This window comes from Haliea sp., from assembly GCF_040221975.1.
Classification (GTDB): Bacteria; Pseudomonadota; Gammaproteobacteria; order Pseudomonadales; family Halieaceae; genus Haliea.
Map to the genome: position 1 here is coordinate 83,140 of NZ_JAVJWR010000029.1, position 25,072 is coordinate 108,211.

24 protein-coding genes are annotated in these 25,072 nt (G+C 58.2%); 17 read left to right on the forward strand and 7 right to left on the reverse strand.

Annotated elements, in window-relative coordinates; genetic code table 11:
- Positions 1-19 precede the first annotated feature (19 nt).
- Positions 20-1,237 carry a DegT/DnrJ/EryC1/StrS family aminotransferase gene (locus tag RLO07_RS12325; protein ID WP_462292457.1) on the forward strand — a complete coding sequence of 406 codons (1,218 nt, stop codon included), beginning with the start codon at positions 20-22 and terminating at the stop codon, positions 1,235-1,237.
- Between the two features lie 104 nt (positions 1,238-1,341).
- Here RLO07_RS12325 and RLO07_RS12330 read toward each other — a convergent pair whose 3' ends face one another.
- Positions 1,342-1,575 carry a ChaB family protein gene (locus RLO07_RS12330; RefSeq protein ID WP_462292458.1) on the reverse strand — a complete coding sequence of 78 codons (234 nt, stop codon included), beginning with the start codon at positions 1,573-1,575 and terminating at the stop codon, positions 1,342-1,344.
- Between the two features lie 217 nt (positions 1,576-1,792).
- Between RLO07_RS12330 and RLO07_RS12335 the strand changes: the two genes are divergently transcribed.
- Both RLO07_RS12335 and RLO07_RS12340 read left to right on the forward strand, forming a co-directional pair.
- Positions 1,793-2,275, forward strand: a complete 483-nt coding sequence (locus RLO07_RS12335; RefSeq protein WP_462292459.1) for a DUF4112 domain-containing protein — start codon at positions 1,793-1,795, stop codon at positions 2,273-2,275.
- A gap of 346 nt (positions 2,276-2,621) precedes the next feature.
- On the forward strand, positions 2,622-3,098 hold the full coding sequence (locus RLO07_RS12340) for a VOC family protein (RefSeq protein WP_462292460.1): 477 nt from the start codon (positions 2,622-2,624) through the stop codon (positions 3,096-3,098).
- A 2-nt stretch (positions 3,099-3,100) separates the two neighbouring features.
- Here RLO07_RS12340 and RLO07_RS12345 read toward each other — a convergent pair whose 3' ends face one another.
- Both RLO07_RS12345 and RLO07_RS12350 read right to left on the reverse strand, forming a co-directional pair.
- Entirely contained in the window at positions 3,101-4,102 is a 1,002-nt protein-coding gene (locus RLO07_RS12345) for a polysaccharide deacetylase family protein (protein ID WP_462292461.1), read from the reverse strand.
- A complete protein-coding gene (locus RLO07_RS12350) occupies positions 4,099-4,818 on the reverse strand; it encodes a glucosaminidase domain-containing protein (protein WP_462292462.1) in 720 nt (239 codons plus the stop codon). The genes RLO07_RS12345 and RLO07_RS12350 overlap by 4 nt, the downstream gene beginning before the upstream one ends.
- Positions 4,819-5,055: 237 nt before the next feature.
- Between RLO07_RS12350 and RLO07_RS12355 the strand changes: the two genes are divergently transcribed.
- The 5 genes from RLO07_RS12355 to tauD all read left to right on the forward strand — a co-directional run bounded on the left by RLO07_RS12355 (position 5,056) and on the right by tauD (position 8,335).
- Entirely contained in the window at positions 5,056-5,457 is a 402-nt protein-coding gene (locus RLO07_RS12355) for an acyl-CoA thioesterase (RefSeq protein ID WP_462292463.1), read from the forward strand.
- A 70-nt stretch (positions 5,458-5,527) separates the two neighbouring features.
- A complete protein-coding gene (locus tag RLO07_RS12360; protein ID WP_462292464.1) occupies positions 5,528-6,064 on the forward strand; it encodes a methyltransferase in 537 nt (178 codons plus the stop codon).
- A gap of 2 nt (positions 6,065-6,066) precedes the next feature.
- Entirely contained in the window at positions 6,067-6,333 is a 267-nt protein-coding gene (locus RLO07_RS12365) for a DksA/TraR family C4-type zinc finger protein (protein WP_462292465.1), read from the forward strand.
- Between the two features lie 119 nt (positions 6,334-6,452).
- Complete coding sequence (locus tag RLO07_RS12370; protein ID WP_462292466.1) at positions 6,453-7,370, forward strand: SDR family NAD(P)-dependent oxidoreductase; 918 nt, start codon at positions 6,453-6,455, stop codon at positions 7,368-7,370.
- Positions 7,371-7,510: 140 nt separating this feature from the next.
- Positions 7,511-8,335, forward strand: a complete 825-nt coding sequence (gene tauD / locus RLO07_RS12375) for a taurine dioxygenase (RefSeq protein WP_462292467.1) — start codon at positions 7,511-7,513, stop codon at positions 8,333-8,335.
- Positions 8,336-8,341: 6 nt separating this feature from the next.
- Here the strand turns inward: tauD and RLO07_RS12380 are convergent, their stop codons facing one another.
- Both RLO07_RS12380 and RLO07_RS12385 read right to left on the reverse strand, forming a co-directional pair.
- A complete protein-coding gene (locus RLO07_RS12380) occupies positions 8,342-9,862 on the reverse strand; it encodes an alanine/glycine:cation symporter family protein (RefSeq protein ID WP_462292468.1) in 1,521 nt (506 codons plus the stop codon).
- A gap of 50 nt (positions 9,863-9,912) precedes the next feature.
- Positions 9,913-10,470: a permease gene (locus RLO07_RS12385; protein WP_462292469.1), complete on the reverse strand. Its 558-nt coding sequence runs from the start codon at positions 10,468-10,470 to the stop codon at positions 9,913-9,915.
- A 521-nt stretch (positions 10,471-10,991) separates the two neighbouring features.
- Between RLO07_RS12385 and RLO07_RS12390 the strand changes: the two genes are divergently transcribed.
- Both RLO07_RS12390 and RLO07_RS12395 read left to right on the forward strand, forming a co-directional pair.
- On the forward strand, positions 10,992-11,441 hold the full coding sequence (locus RLO07_RS12390) for a phage integrase central domain-containing protein (protein WP_462292517.1): 450 nt from the start codon (positions 10,992-10,994) through the stop codon (positions 11,439-11,441).
- Positions 11,323-11,712 (forward strand): tyrosine-type recombinase/integrase, encoded by a 390-nt coding sequence (locus tag RLO07_RS12395; RefSeq protein WP_462292470.1) that lies wholly within the window; start codon positions 11,323-11,325, stop codon positions 11,710-11,712. Before RLO07_RS12390 ends, RLO07_RS12395 begins: the two co-directional genes overlap by 119 nt.
- Positions 11,713-12,019: 307 nt before the next feature.
- Here the strand turns inward: RLO07_RS12395 and RLO07_RS12400 are convergent, their stop codons facing one another.
- Positions 12,020-12,526 carry an Lrp/AsnC family transcriptional regulator gene (locus RLO07_RS12400; protein WP_462292471.1) on the reverse strand — a complete coding sequence of 169 codons (507 nt, stop codon included), beginning with the start codon at positions 12,524-12,526 and terminating at the stop codon, positions 12,020-12,022.
- 204 nt (positions 12,527-12,730) lie between these two features.
- Between RLO07_RS12400 and RLO07_RS12405 the strand changes: the two genes are divergently transcribed.
- From RLO07_RS12405 to RLO07_RS12430, 6 genes are read left to right on the forward strand one after another with little or no spacing between them, the layout of a single operon-like run.
- Complete coding sequence (locus RLO07_RS12405; protein ID WP_462292472.1) at positions 12,731-13,963, forward strand: thiamine pyrophosphate-dependent enzyme; 1,233 nt, start codon at positions 12,731-12,733, stop codon at positions 13,961-13,963.
- 1 nt (position 13,964) lies between these two features.
- Positions 13,965-14,978, forward strand: coding sequence for an alpha-ketoacid dehydrogenase subunit beta (locus RLO07_RS12410; RefSeq protein WP_462292473.1), 1,014 nt, complete (start codon positions 13,965-13,967; stop codon positions 14,976-14,978).
- Between the two features lie 3 nt (positions 14,979-14,981).
- Positions 14,982-16,289, forward strand: a complete 1,308-nt coding sequence (locus tag RLO07_RS12415; protein ID WP_462292474.1) for a dihydrolipoamide acetyltransferase family protein — start codon at positions 14,982-14,984, stop codon at positions 16,287-16,289.
- Positions 16,255-17,697 (forward strand): dihydrolipoyl dehydrogenase, encoded by a 1,443-nt coding sequence (gene lpdA / locus RLO07_RS12420; RefSeq protein ID WP_462292475.1) that lies wholly within the window; start codon positions 16,255-16,257, stop codon positions 17,695-17,697. Before RLO07_RS12415 ends, lpdA begins: the two co-directional genes overlap by 35 nt.
- Positions 17,698-17,708: 11 nt before the next feature.
- Positions 17,709-18,626, forward strand: a complete 918-nt coding sequence (locus tag RLO07_RS12425; protein WP_462292476.1) for an aminotransferase class IV — start codon at positions 17,709-17,711, stop codon at positions 18,624-18,626.
- A 3-nt stretch (positions 18,627-18,629) separates the two neighbouring features.
- Entirely contained in the window at positions 18,630-19,778 is a 1,149-nt protein-coding gene (locus RLO07_RS12430) for an acyl-CoA dehydrogenase family protein (RefSeq protein WP_462292477.1), read from the forward strand.
- A 194-nt stretch (positions 19,779-19,972) separates the two neighbouring features.
- Here RLO07_RS12430 and RLO07_RS12435 read toward each other — a convergent pair whose 3' ends face one another.
- Complete coding sequence (locus RLO07_RS12435) at positions 19,973-20,278, reverse strand: MFS transporter (RefSeq protein ID WP_462292478.1); 306 nt, start codon at positions 20,276-20,278, stop codon at positions 19,973-19,975.
- A gap of 1,546 nt (positions 20,279-21,824) precedes the next feature.
- On the opposite strand from RLO07_RS12435, the gene RLO07_RS12440 reads away from it, so the two are divergent.
- Positions 21,825-25,052 (forward strand): GH116 family glycosyl hydrolase, encoded by a 3,228-nt coding sequence (locus RLO07_RS12440; protein ID WP_462292479.1) that lies wholly within the window; start codon positions 21,825-21,827, stop codon positions 25,050-25,052.
- The last annotated feature ends 20 nt before the right edge of the window (positions 25,053-25,072 follow it).

The window sequence follows — 25,072 nt, forward strand, 5'->3', positions numbered from 1 at the left end:
ACTGTCGAGAGGATAAAACATGAGACTACCCCCGAGAGAGATCCGCTACGGCGGCGCCATGCTCGACCAGAAGGAAATCGACGCGGTGGTAAAAGTGATGGAGACCAGCATGGTGGTCGCCGGCCAGACCTCCACTTTCGAGAGTCGCTGCGCCAGGCTGCTGGGCAAGGAGTACGGGGTGATGGTCAACTCGGGCAGCTCGGCGCTGCTGCTGGCAGTACGCCTGCTGGACCTGCCGCCCGGTTCCGAAATCCTGACCCCGACCCTGACCTTTGGCACCGACATCTCCAGCATCGTGCATAACGGCCATATTCCGGTGCTGGTGGACGTGGAGCCCGACACCTACCAGATCAACATCGACCGCATTGAGCCGCTGATCACGGCAAACACCAAAGCCATGCTGGTACCGAATCTGGTTGGCGGCATGCCCGACTGGGACCGGCTGCGGGCCATCGCCGACAAGCACGGCCTGAAAATCATCGAAGACAGCGCCGATACCCTGGGCGGTACCTTTCGCGGTACCCCCGCTGGCACTCGCAGTGACATCAGCATCACCAGCTTTTCGATCTTTCATATCATTACCTGCCTCGGCAATGGCGGCCTGGTGGCGGTCAATGACCCGGCGCTGTGGGACCGGGCCCTGATGCTGCGGGCATGGGGCCGCTCCTCGGAGAAATACCTGTACGGCTCCCGGCAGCAGGACAGCGATGGCCGCTTTCTGGAGGACCTGGGCGACATCGAGTACGACGGCATGTTCATCTTCGAGGAGCTGGGCTATGGCTTCATTCCGAACGAGGCCGGCGCCGCTTTCGGCCACGAGCAGCTGAACAAGCTGGACGAGTTTACCCGGCTGCGCCAGGAGCGCTTCCGCCGGCACGACGAGTACATGGACAGTCGCAGCGAGTACTTCATCAAGCCGCGCGTGTCCGGGGATGTCTTCACCACCTGGATCTGCTACCCGGTGATGCTGCGCCCGGAACTGGGCTGGAGCCGCCGCAAGCTGCAGGTGCATCTCGAAGAAGCGGGCATTTTCACCCGGGTGATCTTCTCTGGCCACGTGGCCCTGCAGCCGATGATGAAGGAGGTGAACTACCGCCTGGACCCGGCCGGTTATGCCAACGCGGAGCGGGTCATGCGCCATGGGCTCATGCTGCCCTGCCATCCGACCATGACCACCGAGGACTGCCAGTACCTGTATCAGGTGCTGGATGACTTCATCGAGCTACAGTCTCGGTGAAGGGGAGAGTTGGATCGGGGAGGGGCGCTGCCATCCATGCCCGGGCTTGTGCCTTTCAATACCAGGCGGCGACCTTCCTGGTCCGGGCTCGACATTGGGCGATGTCACTCCGACTTGCGGTGCCAGTTTCCATCATCGCCCTTGGTATAGACCTCCTTCACCGCAGCCCAGGCAACTTTGTGCGCCGCTTCCTCCCGACTGCTGCTGCCACGTCGATCGTCCGGATCCCTGTATTCGTCCCAGGCGCTGTTGAAGGCCTTCTGATAGATCTTCTGGCCGTGTTTCGGAACGTGGTCCCGGACCGCATCTGGAAGTTCAGTGATCTTGTCATAGGGCATGGGGGTCTCCTCGGTCAGGCCTGCCAGCCACTGCGACGCATGGTTGCCGCGTGGGCCCGCGGTTACGCTTTGACATTGGATTTCCAGTCCCGATGGTAACGCAGCGGTCTTTCAGCGCAAGGCCCAGAGCGGGTACGGAAATGGAGTTGTGCGAGCCCGGCAACCATGCGGCGATGACGTGGGCGCCAGTGTCTGCGAAGCTCTCTTGGATAACATCATGACGACCAACCACAGTGGCAGCAAGAGTGACAAGAGCCGTCTTTTGGCCCGCTACGCGTGGCTGCTGGACAGTAGTATACGTCTCCCCTTCGGCCGCAGTATCGGACTGGATGGCATCATTGGGCTGATTCCGGGAATCGGCGATGCCCTTGGCGCTATCCTGTCTTCGGTAGTGATATTCAGCGCCTGGCGCATGGGCGTACCGGGCGCAATCCTGTTGCGGATGTCTGGCAATGTTGCCATTGAAACGGTTATTGGAGCCGTTCCCGTTATTGGCGATCTATTTGATTTCGTATTCAAGGCCAATCAGCGCAATGTCCAGTTGTTGCAGCGCTTTGAACGTGACAATCGCTCAGTCCAGCAGCAGAGTCGGTGGGTACTTGCCGTGACCGGGATCGTTATCATCCTGCTCCTGGCGATCTCGGTCACCGGGGTCGCCTTTCTTGGTGTCGCCCTGGCGCAACTGCTGGCAAGCCACTAACCGCTGATTGTTTGCGCTCGCAAAGAATTCCACTGATTTAACGTAGAGGCTGTCATCAACTCCAAGCCGCACAGAGCAACAAATGCTGCCGCTCGGAACCATCGCAACGACTACGTACACCAATTGCCACAGTGAAGGAGTTCACATGGAAGTCGACCAGGAAGCGCTGAAAAATTCCCGCAGTACGAGCGCAGCATTGTCACAAGGTCAGCGCTGAATCCGCGACCCGGGAATCGGCAGAGGACATGGTTGCGCAGCTCGCGGCGAAAGCGGGTCGGCATAGGCGTGAAAATCGCGCATAATGCGATCAGACTACGGCAAGAAACTGTCGCAAAAGGAGCTGACAATGACGCAAGATCCCGCGCTTGAGGCCCTGGGCCTGCCGCCCATCGACCAGATCGGCTTTGTGGTAAAGGACCTGGACACGTGGGCGCGCCAGTTTGGTCCGGTGTTCGGCCCGTTCACCTATATGGACGGTTCGGTACAGGCCGCCGACTTTCGCGGCCACAGCGAGGATGTCAGGCTGAAGATTGCGTTCGGCAGCAGTGGCGACCTCGAGATTGAGTTGATCCAGTGGCTTGACGGCACCAGTCCTCACAGCGAGTTCATCCAGTCCGGCCGTGAAGGGCTGCATCACCTGCGTTACCGGGTAACGGACACGGATGCCTGGATTGAAAAGCTTGCGACCGTCGGTTACACCCCGTACTGGTACAAGCGCTGGAATGCCGACACTGTGTTTGCCTACCTGGAACATCCGGAGTTTCCGCTTTACCTGGAGCTGTTGCAGATGCCGGAATCTGGCGCTGGCAAACCAGGTCCCTGACCTCAATCACCCAGCCACAGGTAGGAATGCCAGTAGAATTCTCCCGCATTGGTCCCGGTAGGTGCTGTGCAGTTGACCCGGTTGCGCCCGGCCTCGGTTGCTGGCAACTCGACCCGGTAGCGGGTCTCGTTGTCCTTCGTTACGGCAATGCTCTCACCAGCGGCGGAAAAGCAACTGATAGAGGGGATGCCGGGATCCACCAGTTCGAGCATTAGCGACGTTTTGTCGCGGTGCTCAGCCACGACCGGCAGAGGCTGGCTGTTGACTGCCAGCTTGAGGCGATCAACATCACCATGACCGGTGGCCATGGGGAAGCGCGGAATCTGTTGCGGATTCGTGTGGCGGCCGACCGCACCTGACTGCTGGGCGACGCCGTAAAGCCCGCGCCTTTCCACCATGCTTTTGAGCGCCTGAGTATACTCTCCGAAAGGGTAGGCAAAGGCGGAAACCTCCACCTTCAGCTCCGCTGCTATCCGCTGCAGGTTCTGGTCGATTTCCGTCTCCACGCGGTGGCGCCACTGCCCGTCGTTCTCCCCATCCCGTCGTCGCGCCAGGTAATCATGACTGTGGGAGTGGCTGCCGATGTCGCCCCCCATCTCCAGCAGTTGCTGCGCTTGCCGCCAGGACATGTAGCCTTGCACCTCGTCATCAAGAGGCTGGCTGGCCAGAAACAGGGTGAAGGGCCAGCCGCGGCTGGCAAGCATCGGCGCCGCCTCGGTATACACCGACAGATAGGCGTCGTCGAAGGTGATGGCGACGGCATTCTCGGGCAGGGGTTGGCCCGACAACCCCCTGGACAACAGTTCATTGAGAGCGATGACATTGAAGCCGTTATCCGCAAGATAGTCCAGGTGCTGCCGGAAACGGTCGGGCGTCACGCTGGTGCTGGGGGGCGTGGACTCGCTGACGTGGTGGTAGAGCAGTATAACGCCGTGATCGCTGGCACCAGGCGCGACCGGGAAAGCGGAGAGGGCCAGCAGGAAAACCAAAAGCCGAAGCATCATGTCTGTGCGTTGTCCTCCAATTCACTGGTAAATTCCCGATACTGTCTGATCATTGCCTTGACTTCCCGGACATAGGCCTCCCGGCGCTCCGAGTAATAGAGCAGGCCATCGGCCAGGGCGATGCCGGAAAGCCGCTCCTCGGCTTCCCGCAGTTGCGCCCGAAGTTGGCGAAATTGCAGGTATTTGGGGTGAGTATTGAGATTGTGCATGTAACCGGCGATGGCCTCACTCACCGAATCATAGGCTTTCAGCTCATGGCTTCGCCCCGCAATCCGGTTTCGGGGTATCAGGCCGCAACCGGGATCAAAGCACCAGTGACCGAACAGGTTGTTGGCCCTGGTCGCAAACCGGGAGCGCCCCCAGGCGGATTCCTTGGCGGCCTGCACCGCTGCCAGTTCCAAAGGCACAATGTCTATGCGCCGGAGCAGGGTCTTGATCGTCGTCTCTGTGTCGAGGTCCTCCGGCACGTCGTAGGCCTCAGCGAGTTGGTTGAGCTGCCAACGCCGGTAGAAGCCGATGTCACCGTGCGACTCGAAAGCCCGGGTGATTGCCAGAAGCTTGACCCGCTGCTTGCGCACAGCGTCATTCTGGCTCTTGATAATGGGTTCCAGATAGGAAAAAAATGCCTCTTTCAGCTCATTGGTCTGGTCAAACCGGGAAAAATCAGGGAGGCTTGCGGGATCCTCCTGAAAGATGTACCAGAGGGAAGCCAGCACGGTAATAGCCCCAGCGGCAATGAGGGTCCAGCGTTGCCATCGGAAGTGATTGTCTTGTGTGCTCGCTGCTTGCTTCATTGCCTTGCCGCTGCCGGGTGTTTGCCGCGTAGCCCAGTTTATCTGATTCATGCACATTTTTGGGTAACATAGCATAACTGGTGCGCGATTCGGTCAAGTCTACCAGCCTGCGTCGCTCGAAGATGACGGTTGCCACCACCAAGCCAGAGAGGCCAATCAATGAAGTTTTATTCTCGCAAATGGATCAAACCGGAAAATCTCAATCCCCATGGCAGTCTGTTCGGCGGCCAGTTGCTTGGCTGGATCGACGAGGAAGCGGTGATCTTCGCCATGTGCCAATTAGGCGGCAGTCGTCACCTGGTGACCAAGTTCATGTCCGAGATCAACTTCGTCAGTTCGGCGCACCAGGGAGATATTATCGAGATGGGTGTCGAAGTGACTGCCTGCGGCCGTACTTCGGTGACCTTGCGCGCAGAGGTACGCAACAAGATTACCCTGCAGACAATCATTTCCATCGATCGCATTGTCTTCGTCAATCTGGATGCGGAAGGGCGACCGACGCCTCACGATTATGCCTGGCCCGGGCCGGAGGATGAGGGGTTGGCGGCTGATGGCGGTTAGACGCGCATGGGTTTGCCCTTGAACTCATCGCTGCAACCGGACTATAGTTCATCATGACTGGCAGGTTCGCATGCTCTGGATAGCCACCCTGGTTGCCGCAACGCTATTGGCCATCGAACGCGTCGGCTACGTTCTGATCTGGCGTAATCCGGCAGGCTTCACCCAGCTGTGCAGCCGGGGGTGGATTTTCGGCAAGCGCGATCCGGTAGAGGCGTTGTACCGGTTGTTCCTCGTTTTCAAGTGCATTCAGATCGGCGTATTCGTTGCCTGGTGGTCGCTGTTCGACGGACGCTTTCCACCTTTGCCGAGCGCGCCGATGCACTGGTTTGTCATCGGTTCCGGGCTGTTCGTGATCGGGCAGATTCTCAACTTCGGCGTGTTCTGGCGCCTGGGTAAAACAGGCGTTTTCTACGGCAACCGGCTCGGCCATCAGCTGCCATGGGTGACCGGATTTCCTTTCTCAGTGGTGCCTCATCCCCAGTACGTCGGTACCATGATCTCAATCTGGGGCATCTTCCTCATCATGCGCTACCCCCACCCTGACTGGATTGTCGTGCCCCTGGTCCAGACGCTCTACCTGCTGCTCGCCATGCGGCTGGAACGCTGATCATGGCAGGCGGCTGGTCACGAGACGGTGCCGTACAGGACCAGATTGATGCGAGCCTGCAGGAGGCTGTCGAACGCGCCCGGCAACGACTGGTCAGCGGAGACAGCGCCAAAGTTTGTGCAGAGTGTGGGCTGGCGATTCCAGAGGCTCGGCGCAAGGCCATCCCCGGAGTGCAGCTGTGCATCAATTGTCAGTCGGAGCTTGAAGGGGACGAGGTGCAGAGCGCAGGCATGAATCGACGCGGCAGCAAGGGTAGTCAACTTAGATAGTTCAGGGGCCACTTATGCATCTTCGACGCAGGCAACTTCTGCAGCTCGGTGCAATCGCCGCGGCGGCACCACTCGCTAGCGGATGCGGTGGCGGGTCGGAAGTCACTATAGACACTTCTTTGCCGAACGGGCTCTTCGGCCCGGATTCTACCGCCGAGGCAGTAACTCAGGGGCTGGATCTGAGTGGCCAGACGGCACTGGTCACAGGCTGCACTTCCGGCCTGGGGTATGAAACCATGCGTGTGTTGGCGTTGCGCGGTGCCCGCGTGATTGGTACCGGGCGAACACTGGAGAAAGCTGAAGCCGCCTGCGCCAGTGTGACTGGCGATACTGTGCCTGTGGCGCTGGAGCTGTCAGAGTTTGAGTCTGTGCTGGCCTGCGTCGGGGCCGTGCGTGAAATGAATATCAATCTAGACATGCTGATTCTCAACGCCGGTATCAACACCTTTGGCGAGCTGGAACTTGTAAACGGTATCGAAAGGATGTTCGCGGTGAATTTTCTCGGGCATTTTGTACTGGCAAACCATCTTTTGCCCGGGATGCGCACCGCGGGTGACGGCCGCATCGTGCATGTGGGCAGCCGCTCAGGCTATACCCAGGCACCAACAGTGGGCATTGATTTCGACAACCTTCGTGGCGAGGGCAGCTTTGACCCGCAGGAGGCTTACGGCCGCTCGAAGCTCGCCAATGCGTTGTTTTCCCTGGAACTGGCGCGGCGCCTGGAGGGTTCCGGCGTCACTTCCAATGTCATTCACCCGGGTCTGGTGCAAACCAATATTGCGCGCACGGCACCGGGCTGGATCCGCACCGGCTTTGATCTGCTGGGCGGTTTTGTCGCCAAGACGCCGGAGCTGGGCGCTGCCACGCAGGTGTACGTGGCCACTCATCCGGCACTGGAGGGTGTCAGTGGAGCGTATTTTGAAGACTGCAACCCGGTGCGGGTGAGTGGCGAGCATCACATGTTCAATGGCGACATGGCGCGACTTCTGTGGGCCGAAGCTGAAAGCATGGCGACGAGTTACCTTACAGCGGCATAAGCTCCTTTAAAGATGGTGCCGCTGGGAACGTATCCAGCAGCCCCCTCGGTTCCAGCAGGTAGGTCCGAAACGCGCAAAGTGAATCGCCAGTCGCGCGCGCCGGTGCTAGAATCGACGGCGCAATTCTGGGGGATATGGCAATGCTAGACATCAAGCCGATGGCCGGCTCGCTCGGCGCAGAGATCAGGGGAATGGACCTTTCGCAGGACCTGGGCAATGAGGACATATTGCGCTTGCGCAATGTACTCAACGAATACGAGGTCGTTTTCTTCCGTAACCAGGATATCAGCCCGGCCCGCCAGAAAGCCCTGGCGCTCACCTTTGGTCCCCTGCAGACACACCCGGCCTACGCCACCATTGACGGATTTCCGGAAATCACCATCCTCGAGAGCACGCCGGACAAGCCCACCAGGATCGAGGCATGGCATTCTGACATGACGTTCCGGCAGCACCCGCCGCTGGGTACGGTACTGAGGTCGGTTATCGTGCCACCCAAGGGTGGCGACACCCTGTGGGCGAGCATGACTGCAGCTTATGAAGGCCTGTCACTGCACATGCAGAAGTTTCTTGAGGGCCTGAGTGCCGTGCACGACTTCGCGTACGGTTTCAAGGAAAGCCTGGCGGAGCCCGGCGGTCGGGAGCGGCTGGCGGATGCGGTGACTGCCAATCCGCCAGTAAGGCATCCCGTGATTCGCACTCACCCGGAAACCGGCAAGAAAGTGATTTTTGTGAACTCCCTGTTTACGACACATATCGAGGGCATGCGCCCGGCAGAGAGTCGCGCGATCCTCGAATTTCTGTACGAGCACATCAAGACACCGGAGTACACGGTGCGCTTCAGCTGGGAACCGCACAGCATTGCAATCTGGGATAATCGCAGCACTCAGCACAAGCCGGTCAATGACTACTTTCCCCACCATCGACGCATGCAGCGGATTACGATTGATGGCGATAAGCCCTACTAGGGCAGCTCAGTTGCCGTTGAGATGCACTTCTCCTGCGCGAATGCGGCGTATGTAGTCGTTTACGTCCCGCTTGACCTCAGGCGCGAACAGATAGAGACCAAGAATGTTGGGAATGGCGATCAGGAATATCATAGCGTCGGAGAAATCCAGTACGGCTGCCAGCTGGATCATGCAACCCAGGGCGATGAAGGCGCAGAACACGCCCTTGAAGATCATCTGTGTAAGAGCCCCCTCACCGAACAGATAGGTCCAGCCTTTCAGTCCGTAATACGACCACGAAATACTCGTGGAGAAAGCGAACAGCAGGGCCGCCAGTGCGAGGGGGTAGGGCGCCCAGCTGACGTGATGTTCAAAGGCAGCGGAGGTCAGTGCGATGCCCTCCAGCCCGCTGTCCATGATGCCGAAGGGATAGGCGGTGGTCACAATGACCAGTGAGCTGAGGGTGCAGATAACGACTGTATCGATGAATGGTTCCAACAGGGAGACCAGGCCTTCGGAAGCCGGGTTGTTCGTCTGCACTGCAGAGTGGGCGATAGAGGCGGAACCAATGCCTGCCTCATTCGAGAACAGAGCGCGCTGAAAACCTACAATGATTGCACCTACCATGCCGCCCGTTACGCTTTCCATATTGAAGGCACTACTCAGGATCAATTGGATTGCCCCGGGCACCTGTTGGTAGCTCATTGCAATAATAATGACGGCAGACACTACATAGAGAACGCCCATAAAAGGCACAATATGTGCCGCCACCCTGGCAATGGAGCGAATTCCACCCACAATCACCAGCCCTACAGCGGCGGCGATCGCGAGCCCAAAAAGCCAGCCCTTGTCTGCAAAAAAACTTTGCTCCCCACCGGTGATGACAACAAACTGTACATAGGCCTGGTTGGATTGAAACATGTTCCCAATCCCCAGGCAGCCGATTACCAGGGACAGCGCGTAAAAGCTCCCCAGACATTTCCCCAGGCGCGGGAGCTGGCGATCCGCAAGATAGCGCTCGAGGTAATACATCGGTCCGCCGGATACGGAGCCGTCAGGATTGTGCCGGCGGTATTTGACCCCCAGAGTGCACTCCACCAGTTTGGTCGACATCGATAGAAAACCGGCCACGATCAGCCAGAATGCCGCCCCCGGACCGCCGATCACAATCGCGACCGCCACACCTCCGATGTTGCCGATACCGACAGTGCCCGATACTGCAGTGGCCACCGCCTGGAAATGCGATATCTCACCGCGCGCCTTCGGATTGTGGAAGTGCCCGCGCACGTGGCGCAATGCGAGACCGAACCCGCGAATGTTGATGAAACCCATATAGAACGTAAAGAAAATCGCTGCTGTGGCAAGCCACAGCACGATCAGCGGGAAGGGTTGACCGAACAGCTCAACAGGGTAGAACACAACATCTGCCAGCCCATTGGCCAGTGGCCTGAGAAGAGCTTCAACCTGCTGATCGAATGTAGCTGACTGAGCAGAGCGGGCACATGACGACAGGAGCAGAGCTGACAAGCCCAGGCAGAAAAGTTTCATTTGGTCCCCTTGTACCGTTGGTTCTCCATCGGCAGGTTTTAACTACTGCTCTAGAGCAGCGGTATGGCTAGCCCCCCCTGCCAGCCCTCCCTGCTGGTGATTTTCTCCTTCCAGCTTTTATCGCCGCCGTCGGCTTCCGCGTCACCATCATCCATTTTTCTGCGTGCATGGGCTTCCAGTCGACGAGGCCGCGTTATTCGAACCAGCAGCCAGGTCACCAGGATCAGCAGGATGCCGCCAACGTATTCCCCTACCACGAATTGCCAGCCAAGAAAGATGGTTATCACCATGCCCAGTTCAATGACCAGATTGGTTGAGGCCAGCATGAATGCAAGGGAGGGCGCCAGGCCCGCACCCTTGTTGAAAATAGCGCGGGTGGTCGCCAGGGCGGAAAAACTGCAGGAACTGGAGAGGAAGCCAAAAAAGGTGCCCAGGGCGATGCTGCGGACTCCATCCTTGCCCATCGCCTGCTGCATTCGGCTGCGAGTGATCAGGACCTGAATAAGGCTGCTGATGATATAGCCGAGAACGAAAGCCCACAGGGCCATCCAGAAAAAGCCCAGGCTGGTGATGGCTGCTTCATGCCAGAGAGTTGCGAATTCTTGCAAATCCTTTCTCCTGTGCGTTCGGTAGTCGTTGACGATCCTGGCTGTAGAGAGCGGCAGTTGGTTCTATTAATGACTGTAGCGGAAAACGATCAATTCTCGGTCAGGCGCGAGCGTACCTCCTGACCATTGATCTGACTGTGACAGAATGTACAAGGGTAGACAGGCTGGAACCAACTCGCAACCGGCCACCCGACGTTCCGCAATCTTGCGCATATGGGCCGGCACGCGCTGGGCTGCCGCGTGAGAGTGTTTGGTACCGGAGGCCACAGCCCCGGCGCAATATCATGCAATCGCAATTTGTCTCAAAAACCTGATAAAAACAGGAGAAAAACGAATTCCGATGTCATGGCCTGTTTCACGCTTTATCACCGTATCTCACCTTTTATGTTGTTATTATAGTAATAATCAGGTGTTTGGGTCTGGAAATGGATAGGTCCGTGGCAGAGCGCAGGGTCCTAAAATCTGCCCTGATTGCCGAACAGGCCAAGGCCGTCACTTTCAGCGACGTGGCGAAGTAGTACATAGCCAAGAAATCTGGCGAATTCAAAAGCGCAAAGCAAGTCTACAAACTCACTCAGCAAATTGAGACCTATGCCTACCCAACCATCGGTCGCATGGTGGTGACGGATAATGAGCGGGCTCATATCGTCAAGCGGTTGGAACCCATCTGGACCACCAAGCATGAAACGGCTAGCCGGGTCCGCTTGCACACAGAGCGCGTGTTAGACCTCGCCGGGGTCAAGGGGCTGAGGACCGGCGATAACCCGGCCCGATTGAAAGGCAATCTCGACCTGATCTTCTCTGCCGGACACAAGGTGGCCAAGCGGAAGCACCACAGCGCGCTCCCCGTGGATGACATGCCCGACTTCTGGCGCAGATTGGCCTCGCAGTTCACAGTGGGGCAGCGTCCTACAGTTCCTTATCCTGACAGCGGCCCGCCCCGGGGAGGCCAGGGGCGCAACTTGGGATGAGATCGACTTGAAAGCCCTGCTGTGGATCTTTCCGGGCGAGCGGATGAAGGGCGGCAAAACCCACACGGTGCCATTGACCTCGGTGACGATAAAGCTGCTGAAATCCCAACCCCGTTTAAATGAATACGCCTTTCCCGGTCCCCGTACCGGCAAGCCGGTCTCTGACTTTGCAGTAAGCAAGGTACCCAAAGCGATGGGGCATTATGTGACGGCCCATGGGTTCCGCGCTACATTCCGGACAAGGGCCCAGGAGCACATTGGCTACGTCTAGGAAGTGCTGGAGCTTGCCCTGGCTCACGTCCACAGCAACCGTACTCGTGCCGCTTACGCTCGAAGGGAGCTGATTGACAAGAGGCGTCGGCTGATGGAGGACTGGGCATACTTCATTCTGCACGGCCATAATGAGCGGGGTGAAAAGGCTTTCAGCGGCAGAGGACGGAAGTGATGGGCATAGCCAAAGTTCACCTTCTGTTGGATCTATCTGCCCAGTTCCGCATCCAGCGGACGATGTGTCCCACATGGGTGTGTCGATGAGCAAAAGTCTGGCGACTCAATCTGGTGCGGATTGGCAACCGAGTTCATAGCTGTTCTGTGTCCAGTGCTTCTTCCCCCAGATGACCCAAGGGCAGTGCCGTACGGTACTGAACCTGCTTCAAGGAGAAGCTGCTGCGAATACTGCTAACGCCCTTTACACCCGTTAGTTTGTCTTCGAGGAATCGTTGGTAGGCGGCCAGATCCGGCACGGCAACCCGCAAAAGGTAATCGAAATCTCCGGTCATCAGGTAGCACTCCATCACCTCGGGCCAGGCGCTGACTTTGGTCTCAAAATGTTTCAGGTTTTTCTTCACCGGCTGGTCCAGCGTGACATGCAGGAATACGCTTACCGGAAGGCCAACGCGCGCCGGGTCGACGAGAGTCACCCTGCCGCGAAAAAAACCCTGCTCCTCCAGAATGCGTACGCGCCGGGAACAGGGCGAGGGCGACAGACAAATCCGTTCAGCAAGCTCTGCATTGCTGAGGCTTGCATCATGCTGCAGCGCCTCAAGTATCTTCCGGTCAATGTTATCCAGTTTGTGTACGGTCATCGCCTCGGCTCCCGGTCGCGCCCAACCTTATTCGGGTCACAAGAACACCCGATCGCTAATTATTAACATAGATCACCAATATAACACTAAATAGTTACCTATTGTGCCAATAATAACCACATTGGCACGATAATATGGTAGGACATGCCTGCGTGACCGGTGCTACTTTAGCGCCTGAATCAGTATCAGAAGGTCCGCCGACGTATGTCCCAACCCACACCCCTCAGTCTGCATGTGCCGGAGCCGAAAGCTCGCCCCGGTCAGGCCCCGGACTTCGACTATCTGGCGGTCTCTCAACCCGGCGAGGTGCGTCGGCCACCAATCGACTGCCAGCCTGAGGATATGCGAGATCTCGCTTTCGGCCTGGTCCGCGTGCTGGATGATGTCGGCGATCCGCAGGGCGACTGGATGCCTTCGCTTAGCGACGACATCCTGCTCCGCGGCTTGCGGGCAATGGAAAAGACCCGGATTTTCGACGAACGCATGCTCATGGCTCAGCGGCAGGGGAAAACCTCCATCTACGTGCAGTGTCGAGGAGAAGAGGCGATCGCCTGTGCCCAGCGTCTGGCCCTGGAAGCGGGTGATATGTGTTTCCCAACCTATCGTCAGCAGGGACTGCTCATTGCACAGGATTTCCCTATGGAGGAGATGATCTGCCAGATCTACAGCAACGCGGGCGACAAGCTCGGTGGACGTTCTCTCCCCTTTTTCTACTCCGAGCGGGAACACGGCTTCTTTTCCATTTCCGGCAACCTTGCCACACAGTTTATCCAGGCCGTTGGCTGGGCCATGGCTTCTGCTATCAAAGGTAACGACCGCATCGCCTCGGGCTGGATTGGTGATGGATCAACGGCAGAAAGCGATTTTCACGCGGGATTGGTCTTCGCTTCGGTCTACCGGCCCCCGGTGGTGCTCAACGTGGTCAATAACCAATGGGCAATCTCCTCATTCCAGGGTCTCGCGGGCGGCGAGGCGGCGAACTTTGCCTGCCGTGGTCACGGCTTCAACATCCCCTCATTGCGTGTCGACGGGAATGACTTCCTGGCTGTGTACGCCGCCTCTCGATGGGCCATTGACCGCGCCCGGGCCAATTTGGGGCCGACGTTGATTGAATGGGTTACCTACCGCGCCGCCGCCCACTCCACGTCCGATGATCCCAGTCGCTACCGGCCATTGGACGAGCTCGCCGCCTGGCCGTTGGGCGACCCGATTGAGCGTCTGAAACAACACCTGATCCGACGGGGATGCTGGGACGACGAGCGACACGCGACGCTCCGTGTTGAGCTGACCGCAGAAGTGAAGGCCGCGGCAAAAGCCGCCGAGGTGAAGGGCACCCTGGGCAAGGGGCCTGCACCGAGCACAGCCGAAATGTTTAATCACGTCTATAAAGATATGCCGCAGCACCTGCGACGGCAGCGGCAGGAGTTGGGTATCTGATATGGCAACCATGAACATGATCGAAGCCATTCGCGACGCTCTCGACATCAAACTCGGGGACGACGACAACGTTGTGGTTTTCGGTGAGGACGTCGGCTACTTCGGCGGCGTCTTTCGGGCCACCGATGGCCTGCAGAAGAAGTACGGCAGCAATCGTGTCTTCGACGCGCCCATTTGCGAGCTCGGCATCATCGGTGCTGCTGTGGGTATGGGCGCCTATGGCCTGCGCCCGGTACCAGAGATTCAGTTTGCCGACTATATACTGCCCGCCTTTGACCAGATTGCCTCTGAAGCGGCGCGCCTGCGCTACCGCTCTTCGGGAGAATTCAATGCGCCGCTCACCGTGCGCGCGCCCTGCGGCGGCGGTATTTATGGCGGTCAGACGCACAGCCAGAGCCCGGAAGCCCTGTTCACGCATGTTGCTGGCCTGAAGACGGTCATGCCGTCGACGCCACGGGATGCCAAGGGATTGCTCATCGCCGCCATCGAAGACGATGACCCGGTTATCTTTCTGGAACCCAAGCGCCTCTACAACGGTCCGTTTGAGGGCTATCACGACCGCCCGGTAACACCCTGGTCAAAACACCCCGCCAGCGAGGTCCCGGAGGGACACTACCGCGTGGAACTGGGCAAGGCCGCGATCGCTAGAGCTGGCGCCGAGATCACAGTGCTCACCTATGGCACCATGGTCCATGTCGCGATCGCCGCGGCCGAGGCTACCGGCATCGACGCAGAGGTCGTCGACCTGCGCACGCTGCTGCCCCTGGACGAGGAGGCGATCAGCCAGTCGGTGGCCAAGACAGGCCGCTGTATGGTGCTTCACGAAGCCACTCGCACCTGCGGCTTTGGCGCTGAGCTGGTCTCCATTGTCCAGGAGCGCTGCTTCTTCCACCTGGAGGCGCCGATACTGCGCATTACCGGCTGGGACACCCCCTACCCCCACGCCCAGGAATGGGCCTATTTCCCCGGTGCGGAGCGCGTAGCTGCCGGACTCCGCCGGGCCATGGAGGATTAAGTCGTGGGTCAGCACCTGATCAAGATGCCTGATGTCGGCGAAGGTATCGCCGAAGTCGAGATCACCGAGTGGCAGGTCAGCGAGGGCGACAGCGTCGCCGAGGATGACGTGCTCTGCGTCGTCATGACCGATAAAGCGGCCGTGGAAATTCCGTCCCCTGTTGATGGCACAATTACCTGGCTGGGCGCAAGTGCCGGGACGATCATGGCGGTCGGGGCCGATCTCATTATTCTTGAGGTCGACGGAGACGGAAATACTGCCGTGACCGAGCGTACCGCTACAGCCGAAAGCGCAGTGGCGAGCGCGGGAGAACCAGAGACCGAGCCCGCAGTGGCACCAGTGAACCACGGGAGCCCAGCGGAGTCGCTCTCTTTGACTGCATCGCCAGCGATCGCGGCCGAGCCGGCAAGCCGGCACCCACAGCTGCGCCCGGAAGGCGAACGGCCATTGGCATCCCCGGCCGTACGCCAGCGAGGCAGAGAGGCGGGTATTGATCTGCGCCGCATCTCCGGTTCTGGAGCCGCGGGCCGGATTCTCCACGAAGACCTCGACCGGCACTTCGCCGGCGGCAGCAGCACGGCGGTTGTCGGTCAAACTCGCCAGCCGGATTCGCGCGTCGAAGAAATTCCTGTGACCGGTTTGCGCGCGGAAATCGCCCGACGCATGCAGAGCACGATGCAGCGTATCCCACATTACAGCTATGTCGAGGCCGTGGACGTGACCGAGCTGCAGCGCCTGCGCGAACGCCTGAACAAGCGTTGTCGCGAAGGTGAACCGCGACTCACTCTGCTCCCCTTCATCATTCGCGGGCTGGTCAGGGCCATCGAGGCATTTCCGGCAATCAATGCGCGTTTTGACGACGAGGCAAACGTGGTGCGCCGCTACGCCGCACTGCACGCTGGCATCGCAACCCAGACAGACCGTGGGCTCATGGTCACGGTTGTACAGCACGCCGAAATGCGTTCTCTCCGCGAACTCGCCGGCGAACTCCGACGCCTCTCGGATGCCGCGCGCGCCGGACGCGCCACGCGGGAGGAGCTGACCGGTTCCACCTTGACCCTGTCGAGCCTGGGACCCTACGGCGGCATTGCCACGACACCGGTAATCAATGCACCGGAGGTCGCTATCGTCGGCATCAACAAAGTCGAAAAACGTCCGGTCTGGTCCGGACACGAGTTTACGCCGAGGGACATGATGAACCTGTCATCGTCGTTCGATCACCGCATCATTGATGGCTGGGAGGCGACGCAATTCATTCACTTCCTGAAAGACCTGCTTGAGAACCCCGCCGAGCTATTCCTGGAGGACTGACATGCACACGATCAATTGCCAGGTACTTGTCGTCGGTGCCGGGCCCGGTGGCTACGTCGCGGCCATCCGCGCCGGACAGCTGGGTTTGGACACGGTGATTGTCGACGCCGGCAGCGCCGGCGGAACCTGCCTGACACGCGGCTGTATCCCCTCCAAGGCGCTGATCCACGCGGCCGGGGAGTTCGCCGCCGCCAGCTCTGCGCACGCGGCTGTGCGCTTCGGGATTCGCCTGCCCAGCGCACCCCAAATGGACATGTCCACCTTCCAGGACTGGAAAGACGGGGTCGTTAACCGGCTTGGCCGCGGGGTCGAAGGGCTGCTGAAGAAGAGCCATGTGCGCCGACTGCATGGCTGGGCTCGCTTTCTCGATGGCAAGACCTGCGAAGTCACAGGCGATGGAGAACCACTGCAGGTGCATGCTGAACATGTGATCCTGGCCACCGGTGCCGAGCCGCGCGAGCTACCGGAGCTGCCCTTTTCGAGCCGTATACTGGACTCCACCGCAGCTCTGGGGTTGACCGAGGTGCCCCGCCGTCTGGCGATCGTGGGGGCGGGCTACATCGGGCTTGAGCTCGGTATCGCCTTTCGCAAACTTGGCAGCGAAGTCATCTTACTAGAAGCCCAGGAGCGAATACTGCCGGGCTATGATGAAGAGCTGACACGGCCGGTGGCTGCATGGCTGGACCGCCACGGCGTAACATCACACGTCGGCGCGACGCTGCGCGGCTGCACCGAGACGACCGATGGCGTCACCCTGCACACTGCTGTGGGCGGCGAGGACATCGATCTGACAGCCGACTACACACTGGTCAACATAGGCCGCAAGCCGCGCTACGACGGCTGGGGGTTCGAGAACCTCTGCGTGGACCGCGAGGGAGATTTCGTCCGCATCGATGCGCGCTGCCACACCTCCATGCACAACGTCTGGGCTGTCGGCGACATCACGGGGGAGCCGCAGCTGGCACATCGGGCCTCAGCCCAGGGCAGCCTGGTCGCCGAGATCATTGCGGGGCAGCGTGGTCGCTTCGAGCCCGCCTGCATTCCCGCCATCTGCTTCACGGAACCTGAGATCGTCAGCGTCGGACTCTCGCCGGAGGCCGCTCAAGCAACGGGTCACGACATCATCGTCGCAAAACATCCCTTTCTCGCCATTGGCCGGGCGCTGGCCATGGGCGCCGGCGACGACGGAGGGTTCGTGCGTATCGTCGCCCGCAAGGACAATCATCTGGTGCTCGGCATACAAGCCGTCGGCACCCATATCGCGGAGCTGGCAGGAGAGTTCGGCCTCGCCCTCGAGATGGGTACCCGCCTCGAAGATCTCGCGGGTACAATCCACACCCACCCGTCTCTGGGCGAAGGCATCGCTGAGGCCGCACTTGGCGGTCTTGGCCGCGCGCTTCACGCCTAGGAAGCAGGATCATGCACGGCGAGGTTACTACCATTCCACTGCCTGAATCCGATCGGGGCAGGCTGCCAGAGGTGCCGGTATTTGGTGCCGCTGTCGCGGATCATATGTTTCGCCCTCTTGAAAACTACCGCCGCTTCAACGCGTCGGATGGGCGCATGGTCATGCCGACCGCCGATGAGAACCTGCACCTGGAAGTGTTACGCCGCCTGGTGACGCTGGACGCACGCTGGGTACCGGCGACGCGGGGGAGCTCGCTGTATATACGACCGGCGATGATTGCCAGCAGTCCGAAGCTCGGGCTGGGGGCGAGTGCCGAATGCCTGCATTTCATTATCACGAGCCCGGTGGGCTCTTACTTTAATCCCGGTTTCGAGCCAATCGCAGTGCTCGTTTCCGAAAGCAAGCGTCGCGCCGTGCGCGGCGGTGTGGGCGAGGCGGAAACCGGCGGCACTTACGCCGCCATTTTGTCCATGATTGAAACCCCCTCGCACAGTGGCTACAACCAGATCCTCTGGCTAGATGCGATTCACGGACACTACGTGGAGCAAGCCGGGGCCACGAACATCTGCTTCGTCTATAACGGCAAGCTCAGCATCACACCCGCGCTGAGCGGCAGCATTCTCGCGGGCATCACTCGGGACCCGGTTCTGGAGCTCGCCGGAGCTCGGCTTCGATGTAACCGAAACCGAGATCGACATCACGCAGGTGCTGGTAGATATCGACAGCGGCGCCATCACGGAGGTGTTCGAATGCGGCTCGGCTGCGGTAATCGCGCCGGTTGGCCGACTTGGCTATCTTGGCGAAGACATGTCATCAACGACGAACGCGCTGGCCCCGTTGCCAGCGCCCTGCAGGATGCCCTGACAGGCATTCAGTACGGCGCCCGTCGCGATCAGCGGGCCTGGACCCTGACCCTCGAAGTGGAGTAGTCCATGGATTTTACATTTTCCGAAGAACAACAGGCGATCAAAGATACCGCCAGCCGTTTTGCCGGCGAGCGGCTCGCGCCGATCGCGGCGGCACTAGACCGCGGCGAACAACAGGATGTCTTTCTCGAAAACCTGCGCGAACTCGCCAGTCTCGGCTTTATGGGCCTCAACATTGACAGCGCGTACGGCGGCACAGCCGCGGGCACAGTGAGCTTCAGCCTCGCAATCACAGAGCTGGCGCGCGCCTGCGCTGCCACCGCGGTGACAGTGTCGGTAACCAACATGGTCGCGGAGGTGATCCAGGCAATTGGCAATGAAGAGCAGCGCGCCCGCTACCTCCCGCCGCTGTGCAGCGGTGAATTCAGAGCCGGCGCTTTCTGCCTGTCTGAAACAGGCGCCGGCTCGGACCCGGCGGCCATGACCACTCGCGCCGTGCGCGATGGCGACGACTGGGTCATTGACGGCGCAAAGGCCTGGATCACCAGCGCGCCCTACGCAGGCGTGTTCGTGGTATGGGCAGTAACTGATCCAAGCCGTCCGCGCGGCAAAGGTATTTCCTGCTTTCTGGTCGACGCCGGCACGCCGGGCCTGACCATCGGCACAGCGGAGGACAAGATGGGCCAGATAGCCTCGGCAACCTGCAGCGTCCACTTCGACAGCTGCCGTATTCCCACCAGCGCCCTCCTCGGCAGGGAGAACCAGGGATTTCGCATTGCGGTAGGCGAGCTCGCTGGCGGGCGGATTGGTATCGGCTCACTTGCCCTCGGAGTCGCAGAGGCGGCGATGGATATCGCGCGCAATTACATCCGCGAGCGGCAGCAATTCGGCCAGGCGATAGCCGATTTCCAGGGGATCCAGTGGCAGGTAGCCGAGACCTGCACAGAACTGGAAGCGGCGCGCTTGCTGCTGCTACACGCCGCCTGGCAGAAGGATGCGGGCCAGGAATTCGGCAATGCGGCATCGATGGCAAAGCTGTTTGCTTCGGAGAAAGCCAACAGCGCCTGCTACCGTGCTCTGCAGCTGATGGGCGGCGCTGGCTACACGCGGGATTACCCGCTGGAACGCATGGCGCGAGACGCACGGATCACTGCAATCTATGAGGGAACCAGCGAGATACAGCGCATCATCATTGCTCGGCACCTGCTGAACTAACACCGGGCCAGCGGTGCAAGCTGGGAGCGAACTAATATGCTTGGCAGATTATGTCAGTTCAGTCCGGACACCGAGTGTCGACAAAAACGGACCCCACCCGGATAAAGAAACACTGTTAATCCTTGCACCTTGGTAGTCTTGAAAAAAAAAGAGTTGCGGAGACTAGTAGACCTATAGTAATGACAATCGCCGAATTATATTTTCCATTTAACATCGTATAACGCTCCCATAAAGATTGGCCCTATACCCACGCCTATAATAAAAGCCGTGTATTGCCAGCCAAAGACACGGCCATATGACTCTGGGCCCAAGTACTTTGCGACGAGGAGTCCCGCCGAATCAGCCTCAGCACCAGGAGAGAATCCAATTGCAACAGCTGCAATAGCAGAGAATTGAGGATCGTAAAGAACTAGCGCTGTACAACCAGTTGTTGCGATAAGACCAACGAAGATGAGCACGTGAGGCGCAAACACATGATCCGTAAGCACGCCTACCGCCATCCTCCCTACTTTGCCAGGCACACCAATAAGCTATGCCACACTAGCAGTCTCCTATGCGCACCCGGTAGCCCGCAGTGGGTATAGCTCGGCATGATGAGGGAGTGGTCATGCCTGTCACCTGGTACCCTGAATATGAGGATTCCATGGTGTTCGCAAGGACTAGGACTCCTTTGGAGGCTGTCCGTCGAGGGGATGCCGCGCTGACTATCCTGGGCGTTTGAACCGTAACGTTCTCAATGCTCTATGAGTTGCCGAAGGCGCGTCAACTGTCCAGCATTTCTAGCCTTGTGCAGGACACAGCCGGCCCCTGCTCGAACCAGACTACTTGCAGTAATATACGACAATCTGGCTGTCGAGAAGCATTCATTTCCACCGCCCGACGGATACAGCAGAACCGCCGATTCGCATTTCCCTGGCGCTTAAGCTACTGCTATTGCCTAGGAAGAAACCTGGCGGCTCTAATACGCAGTTGCAGAAACATTTATATGGATTGGCACATGTAATCGCGCAAACTGCCATAATATTTTATTAGCATAATTCTCGCTACTTCTTGAAGGCTGGACGATGTCCAGAGGATAAAACGCAAAGTGCGATGACTCATGTGATTCTCAATACAGGAAATTCACAGACTGCAAATGTTCTTTCACCTGATGGGATAGGTTGGGGTCGAGATGAATGAAATATGCTTCACACTTGATAACGTTTGATCGAAATGGGGCTGTGGAGGGAAGCAGCTGTGTAGGCCGACAATACGTGCCTACAGAGAGATCCAAATGTCGAAACACGTTTTTTTCGCTGGAGAATGGTCGAGCAGCTCTGGATATTATGCTGCTTCGGATGCCTAGCGAAACAATCGCAGCTGAAAACGCCTTAAGATAAAAATGCAGAAGAAGTAGTGAAAAGTGGATTGGTTTCGACGCTCCTGGTGTCGATCGTCTTGCAGGTTATTGCGCTTGTATCGGGCGCCGAAGTGATAGAACTGTCGGCTGGTGGTTTGGAGTAGATTGCTGTGACCACTGAGACACAGGAGTGTAGGCGTGTAGACTGCACCGCTTCCTATCTCCGCTGTAACAGCAGCTACCACGGCCGCCCCCAACATCACGAGTACTATCGATCCACAGTTCTTTGCAGCCTACGTTGCGACTAAAGAAATGAACGGGCCAGGGACTATAGCGGTTCGTGGCGTTGGGAGATCCATCGTCAGGAGTGCAGCAGATCCGACTTTTACATTGTATATGCACGAATACTACATGACACAGTGGAGTGCAACTGTCGACGAGTTCCTTAATGTTGATCCCGTAGAAGCGTGTTTCGGGTCGCGGGGTATTCTATAGGTCCGTAGTACTGTGGGCGGGACAGTGAAAATCAAACCGTTTGGAAGATTGAGCGCGGGTCTGATTTTGAAGTTAATGAGGTTCAAGGAATCAACTCAGAAGAAATCTATGGAGAGAAAATGACAGACTCACGAGATTCATCCAAAGACAAAAATGAGGAGATTGTTGACACAGAGTGTGGCTGCGCACCGTCAGCAAGTCGCCGGACATTTATGAAGTCAGCCGCGCTGACGGCTTCGAGCGCGGCGATGATGTCGGCAGGCGGGCTGGGATGGACCATGGCGAACTCCGCTCTCGGTGCTGAAGGCCCCTCGATAGTGGATCATTTCGTCCCCGCAGAAAAGAACCTCGATCCCGCCTGGGTGTCATCGCTTTTTGAGAAGGGGACCCGCCGCGTTTTCCGTGGGGACGCGCTGAATACAATAGGCATGCCTTGCGGCGGTATCTGCGCAGGCCAGCTCTATGTCAGGGGTGACGGTACGCTTGCTAGCTGGCTTATCGCCAACAACACTTACAACACTGGTTATGGTCGGCGACCCATGACTGCAACGCCGATGGGTTCCTATCCGCAGAACTATCATACCTATGAGCCGTATTCTCCAGTCTCGCAAGGCTTCGCGCTATCTGTGGCTGGTGTGAACGGGGACTTTGACGTGCGAAGGCTGGACCGGACCGGGTATGACGACATTCGCTTCCTCGGCGAATATCCCGTTGCAACCATCGATTACCAGCGAAAAGACGTAGACGACTTCCCTGTTGATGTAGAGGCTGAAGTATTTTCTCCATTCATACCGCTCAATACCAAAGATTCTGCCCTCCCTGTTACAGTTCTGCGCTATAAGCTCACTAACCGGACGAACAAGTCGGTTGAGGCCAGCCTGACCGGATGGCTTGAGAATCCGGTTTTCATGGATCACCGGCGGATCATGAATGCACTGGCACGCAACCGGACCCAAGAAACCGAAGCGGGTCCCTCAGTTCTTATGGATGCGGTTGCCACTGCGGACAGAGTCATACCCCTGAAGCGCGAGACTGTGTTCGAGAATTTTGAAGGCGGATCTTTCGACAACTGGAAGGTGGAAGGCACTGCATTTGGGAGCAAGCCCGCAACAGGGGAGCTTCCAAACCAGAACCCGGAGTCCGATTTTCTGTTTGAGGGCGTCGATTTTGATTTCTCCCTGTCGGATTGGGAGGGCGAGTACCTTGCCAACTCACACCATGGTGGCGCAGGGGCGACAGGCCGGCTGATTTCCAGGTCTTTCACGGTTTCTGAACGATTTATCACGATGCGCGTCAGCGGTGGCATGGATGCCCGCCATTTGGGGATCCGTCTTGTGGTTGATGGCAAGGTGGTCCGCCGCGAGGCTGGTGTCAGCTTTGGACTAGGGATGCTAACCCGGTACTGGCATGTAGAAGAATACATAGGTCATCAGGCGCATATTGAAATCGTCGACCAGAGTGAAGTTCCCTACAAGGGACAGATCAATATAGATGAGATTGTCTTCACCAATGTGCCTCCGCTTGAAGAGGTGGCTTTTGATTCCGAGCATAGGCACTTTGGTACCGTTGCCTTGACCGCTCTTGAGCCGTCCAGCACGTCGATCGCCGGAGGACAGACTTTGGAGCAGCTTCTGGATCATTTGTCTCGAGACGGGTGTGTCAGCGGTATTTCCGAGGCTGCAGCGCCGCTTCATGAGGCACCTCTCGGTGCGGTGCATTCCCGTGCCCGAATTGAACCCGGTGAGACGAAGGAGTTGGTTTTCCTGGTAACCTGGTACTTTCCAAATCGTGAACTTGATGCGGGCGGGTATTCTAAACCGGGTGATCCCATTGGCGGCGGTAAGCGTGTTGGCAATGCGTATGCGAACTGGTTTGAAAGCGCCGAGGACGTAGCCGCCTATGTGGCGAAGAATTTTGACCGCCTCAACGATGATACCTTCAAATTCCGGGACAGCTATTTTAACTCTTCGTTACCATACTGGCTGTTGCAGCGGATTTCGATGACCAATAGCGTTCTCGCGACAGAGACAACTCAGTGGTGGCGGAATGGCCGTTTCTGGGGTTGGGAAGGCGTCGGCTGTTGTCCTGGGACATGCAATCACGTATGGAATTATGCCCAGAGTATGGGGCGGTTATTCCCTGAGCTTGAGCGGTCAGTCCGCGAGTTTCAGGACTTTGGCGAGACGATGGACCCTGAGACGGGAAAAATCCTTTCCCGCGCCAGTGTACCGTCAGGGCTCCCAAATCAAAACGCGATGGATGGTCAGGCAGGGACGATTTTAAAGGCCTACCGAGAACATCTGGTATCAGATGATGGTGCGTTCCTGTCTCGCAACTGGTCCAATGTAAGGCGCGCACTGCAATGGCTGCTGCTGGAAGACGTGAACGCCGACGGTGTACTGGAGGGAGAGCAGGAGAATACCTACGACACCAGTTATTTCGGAGCGAATGCGCTTGTCGGAGTGCTATATCTTTCTGCACTGCGTGCGGGTGAGGAAATGGCCCTGGTTATGGACGAAGATGCGTATGCCATTAAACTGCGCAGGCTATTCGAGCAGGGCTCCAGGGCCCTTGTGAATCGTTTATGGAATGGCGAATTCTTTATTCAAGATGTGGATGTCAACAAACATCCGAACCAGCAGGGCTTGGGTTGCTTGGCTGACCAGCTCTTTGGTCAGAACTGGGCGCATCAGGTGGGGCTCGGGCACTTGTTACCGCGTAAACAGGTACTCAAAACACTTGAGGCCATTTGGCGATATAACTGGGCACCGAACGTGATAAGCCAGAACAGGGTTCACGAACCCGCACGTGTCTTTGCCAGAGATGACGAAAGTGGCTTGATAAACTGTACGTGGCCCCAGAGCAAGCATCTGGGTGAAAACGCGGTTCGTTATCGCAATGAAGTCTGGACCGGTGTCGAGTATCAGGTAGCTGCCCACATGTTCTATGAGGGGATGGTCGAGAAAGGGCTGGCCATTGTGCGTGCTGTTGATGAGCGCTACGAAGGCACCCACCATAATCCATGGAACGAAATTGAATGCGGGGACCATTATGCAAGATCCATGGCGGCTTGGGGCTGCCTTCTGGGTCTTTCTGGATTCAACTATGATGGTCCCCGTCGCGAAATCGGCTTTGCTCCCAAGTTGAAGCCGGAAAGCTTCAGTACCTTTTTCTCGGCAGCTGAAGGATGGGGGAACTTCATCCAGAAGCAGGAAGGTAGTGTTCAGCATGCCAGATTCGAGATTCATTGGGGGCGACTCAAACTAAGGACTGTGCGGCTGATGCTATTACCCGGTCAAACTGCTGTTCAAGTATCAGTTTCTTCGAGCCAGGGCGATCAGGCGGTTGCGCTTTCCGTTGACGAGCGGGGTGCTGTTGTCAAGTTTGAACAGGAGTTTGAACTAGCGGCAGGGCAAGTTCTGGACATGTATCTGTCCTAGCCGTACAGCAAAAACCTGTC

Excerpts from the sequence above, each read along its gene's own strand:
- RLO07_RS12325 (WP_462292457.1), top strand. The coding sequence starts at position 20 with ATGAGACTACCCCCGAGAGAGATCCGCTACGGCGGCGCCATGCTCGAC.
- RLO07_RS12330 (WP_462292458.1), bottom strand. The coding sequence starts at position 1,575 with ATGCCCTATGACAAGATCACTGAACTTCCAGATGCGGTCCGGGACCAC.
- RLO07_RS12335 (WP_462292459.1), top strand. The coding sequence starts at position 1,793 with ATGACGACCAACCACAGTGGCAGCAAGAGTGACAAGAGCCGTCTTTTG.
- RLO07_RS12340 (WP_462292460.1), top strand. The coding sequence starts at position 2,622 with ATGACGCAAGATCCCGCGCTTGAGGCCCTGGGCCTGCCGCCCATCGAC.
- RLO07_RS12345 (WP_462292461.1), bottom strand. The coding sequence starts at position 4,102 with ATGATGCTTCGGCTTTTGGTTTTCCTGCTGGCCCTCTCCGCTTTCCCG.
- RLO07_RS12355 (WP_462292463.1), top strand. The coding sequence starts at position 5,056 with ATGAAGTTTTATTCTCGCAAATGGATCAAACCGGAAAATCTCAATCCC.
- RLO07_RS12360 (WP_462292464.1), top strand. The coding sequence starts at position 5,528 with ATGCTCTGGATAGCCACCCTGGTTGCCGCAACGCTATTGGCCATCGAA.
- RLO07_RS12365 (WP_462292465.1), top strand. The coding sequence starts at position 6,067 with ATGGCAGGCGGCTGGTCACGAGACGGTGCCGTACAGGACCAGATTGAT.
- tauD (WP_462292467.1), top strand. The coding sequence starts at position 7,511 with ATGCTAGACATCAAGCCGATGGCCGGCTCGCTCGGCGCAGAGATCAGG.
- RLO07_RS12380 (WP_462292468.1), bottom strand. The coding sequence starts at position 9,862 with ATGAAACTTTTCTGCCTGGGCTTGTCAGCTCTGCTCCTGTCGTCATGT.
- RLO07_RS12395 (WP_462292470.1), top strand. The coding sequence starts at position 11,323 with ATGACATGCCCGACTTCTGGCGCAGATTGGCCTCGCAGTTCACAGTGG.
- RLO07_RS12400 (WP_462292471.1), bottom strand. The coding sequence starts at position 12,526 with ATGACCGTACACAAACTGGATAACATTGACCGGAAGATACTTGAGGCG.
- RLO07_RS12405 (WP_462292472.1), top strand. The coding sequence starts at position 12,731 with ATGTCCCAACCCACACCCCTCAGTCTGCATGTGCCGGAGCCGAAAGCT.
- RLO07_RS12410 (WP_462292473.1), top strand. The coding sequence starts at position 13,965 with ATGGCAACCATGAACATGATCGAAGCCATTCGCGACGCTCTCGACATC.
- RLO07_RS12425 (WP_462292476.1), top strand. The coding sequence starts at position 17,709 with ATGCACGGCGAGGTTACTACCATTCCACTGCCTGAATCCGATCGGGGC.
- RLO07_RS12430 (WP_462292477.1), top strand. The coding sequence starts at position 18,630 with ATGGATTTTACATTTTCCGAAGAACAACAGGCGATCAAAGATACCGCC.
- RLO07_RS12435 (WP_462292478.1), bottom strand. The coding sequence starts at position 20,278 with ATGGCGGTAGGCGTGCTTACGGATCATGTGTTTGCGCCTCACGTGCTC.
- RLO07_RS12440 (WP_462292479.1), top strand. The coding sequence starts at position 21,825 with ATGAAGTCAGCCGCGCTGACGGCTTCGAGCGCGGCGATGATGTCGGCA.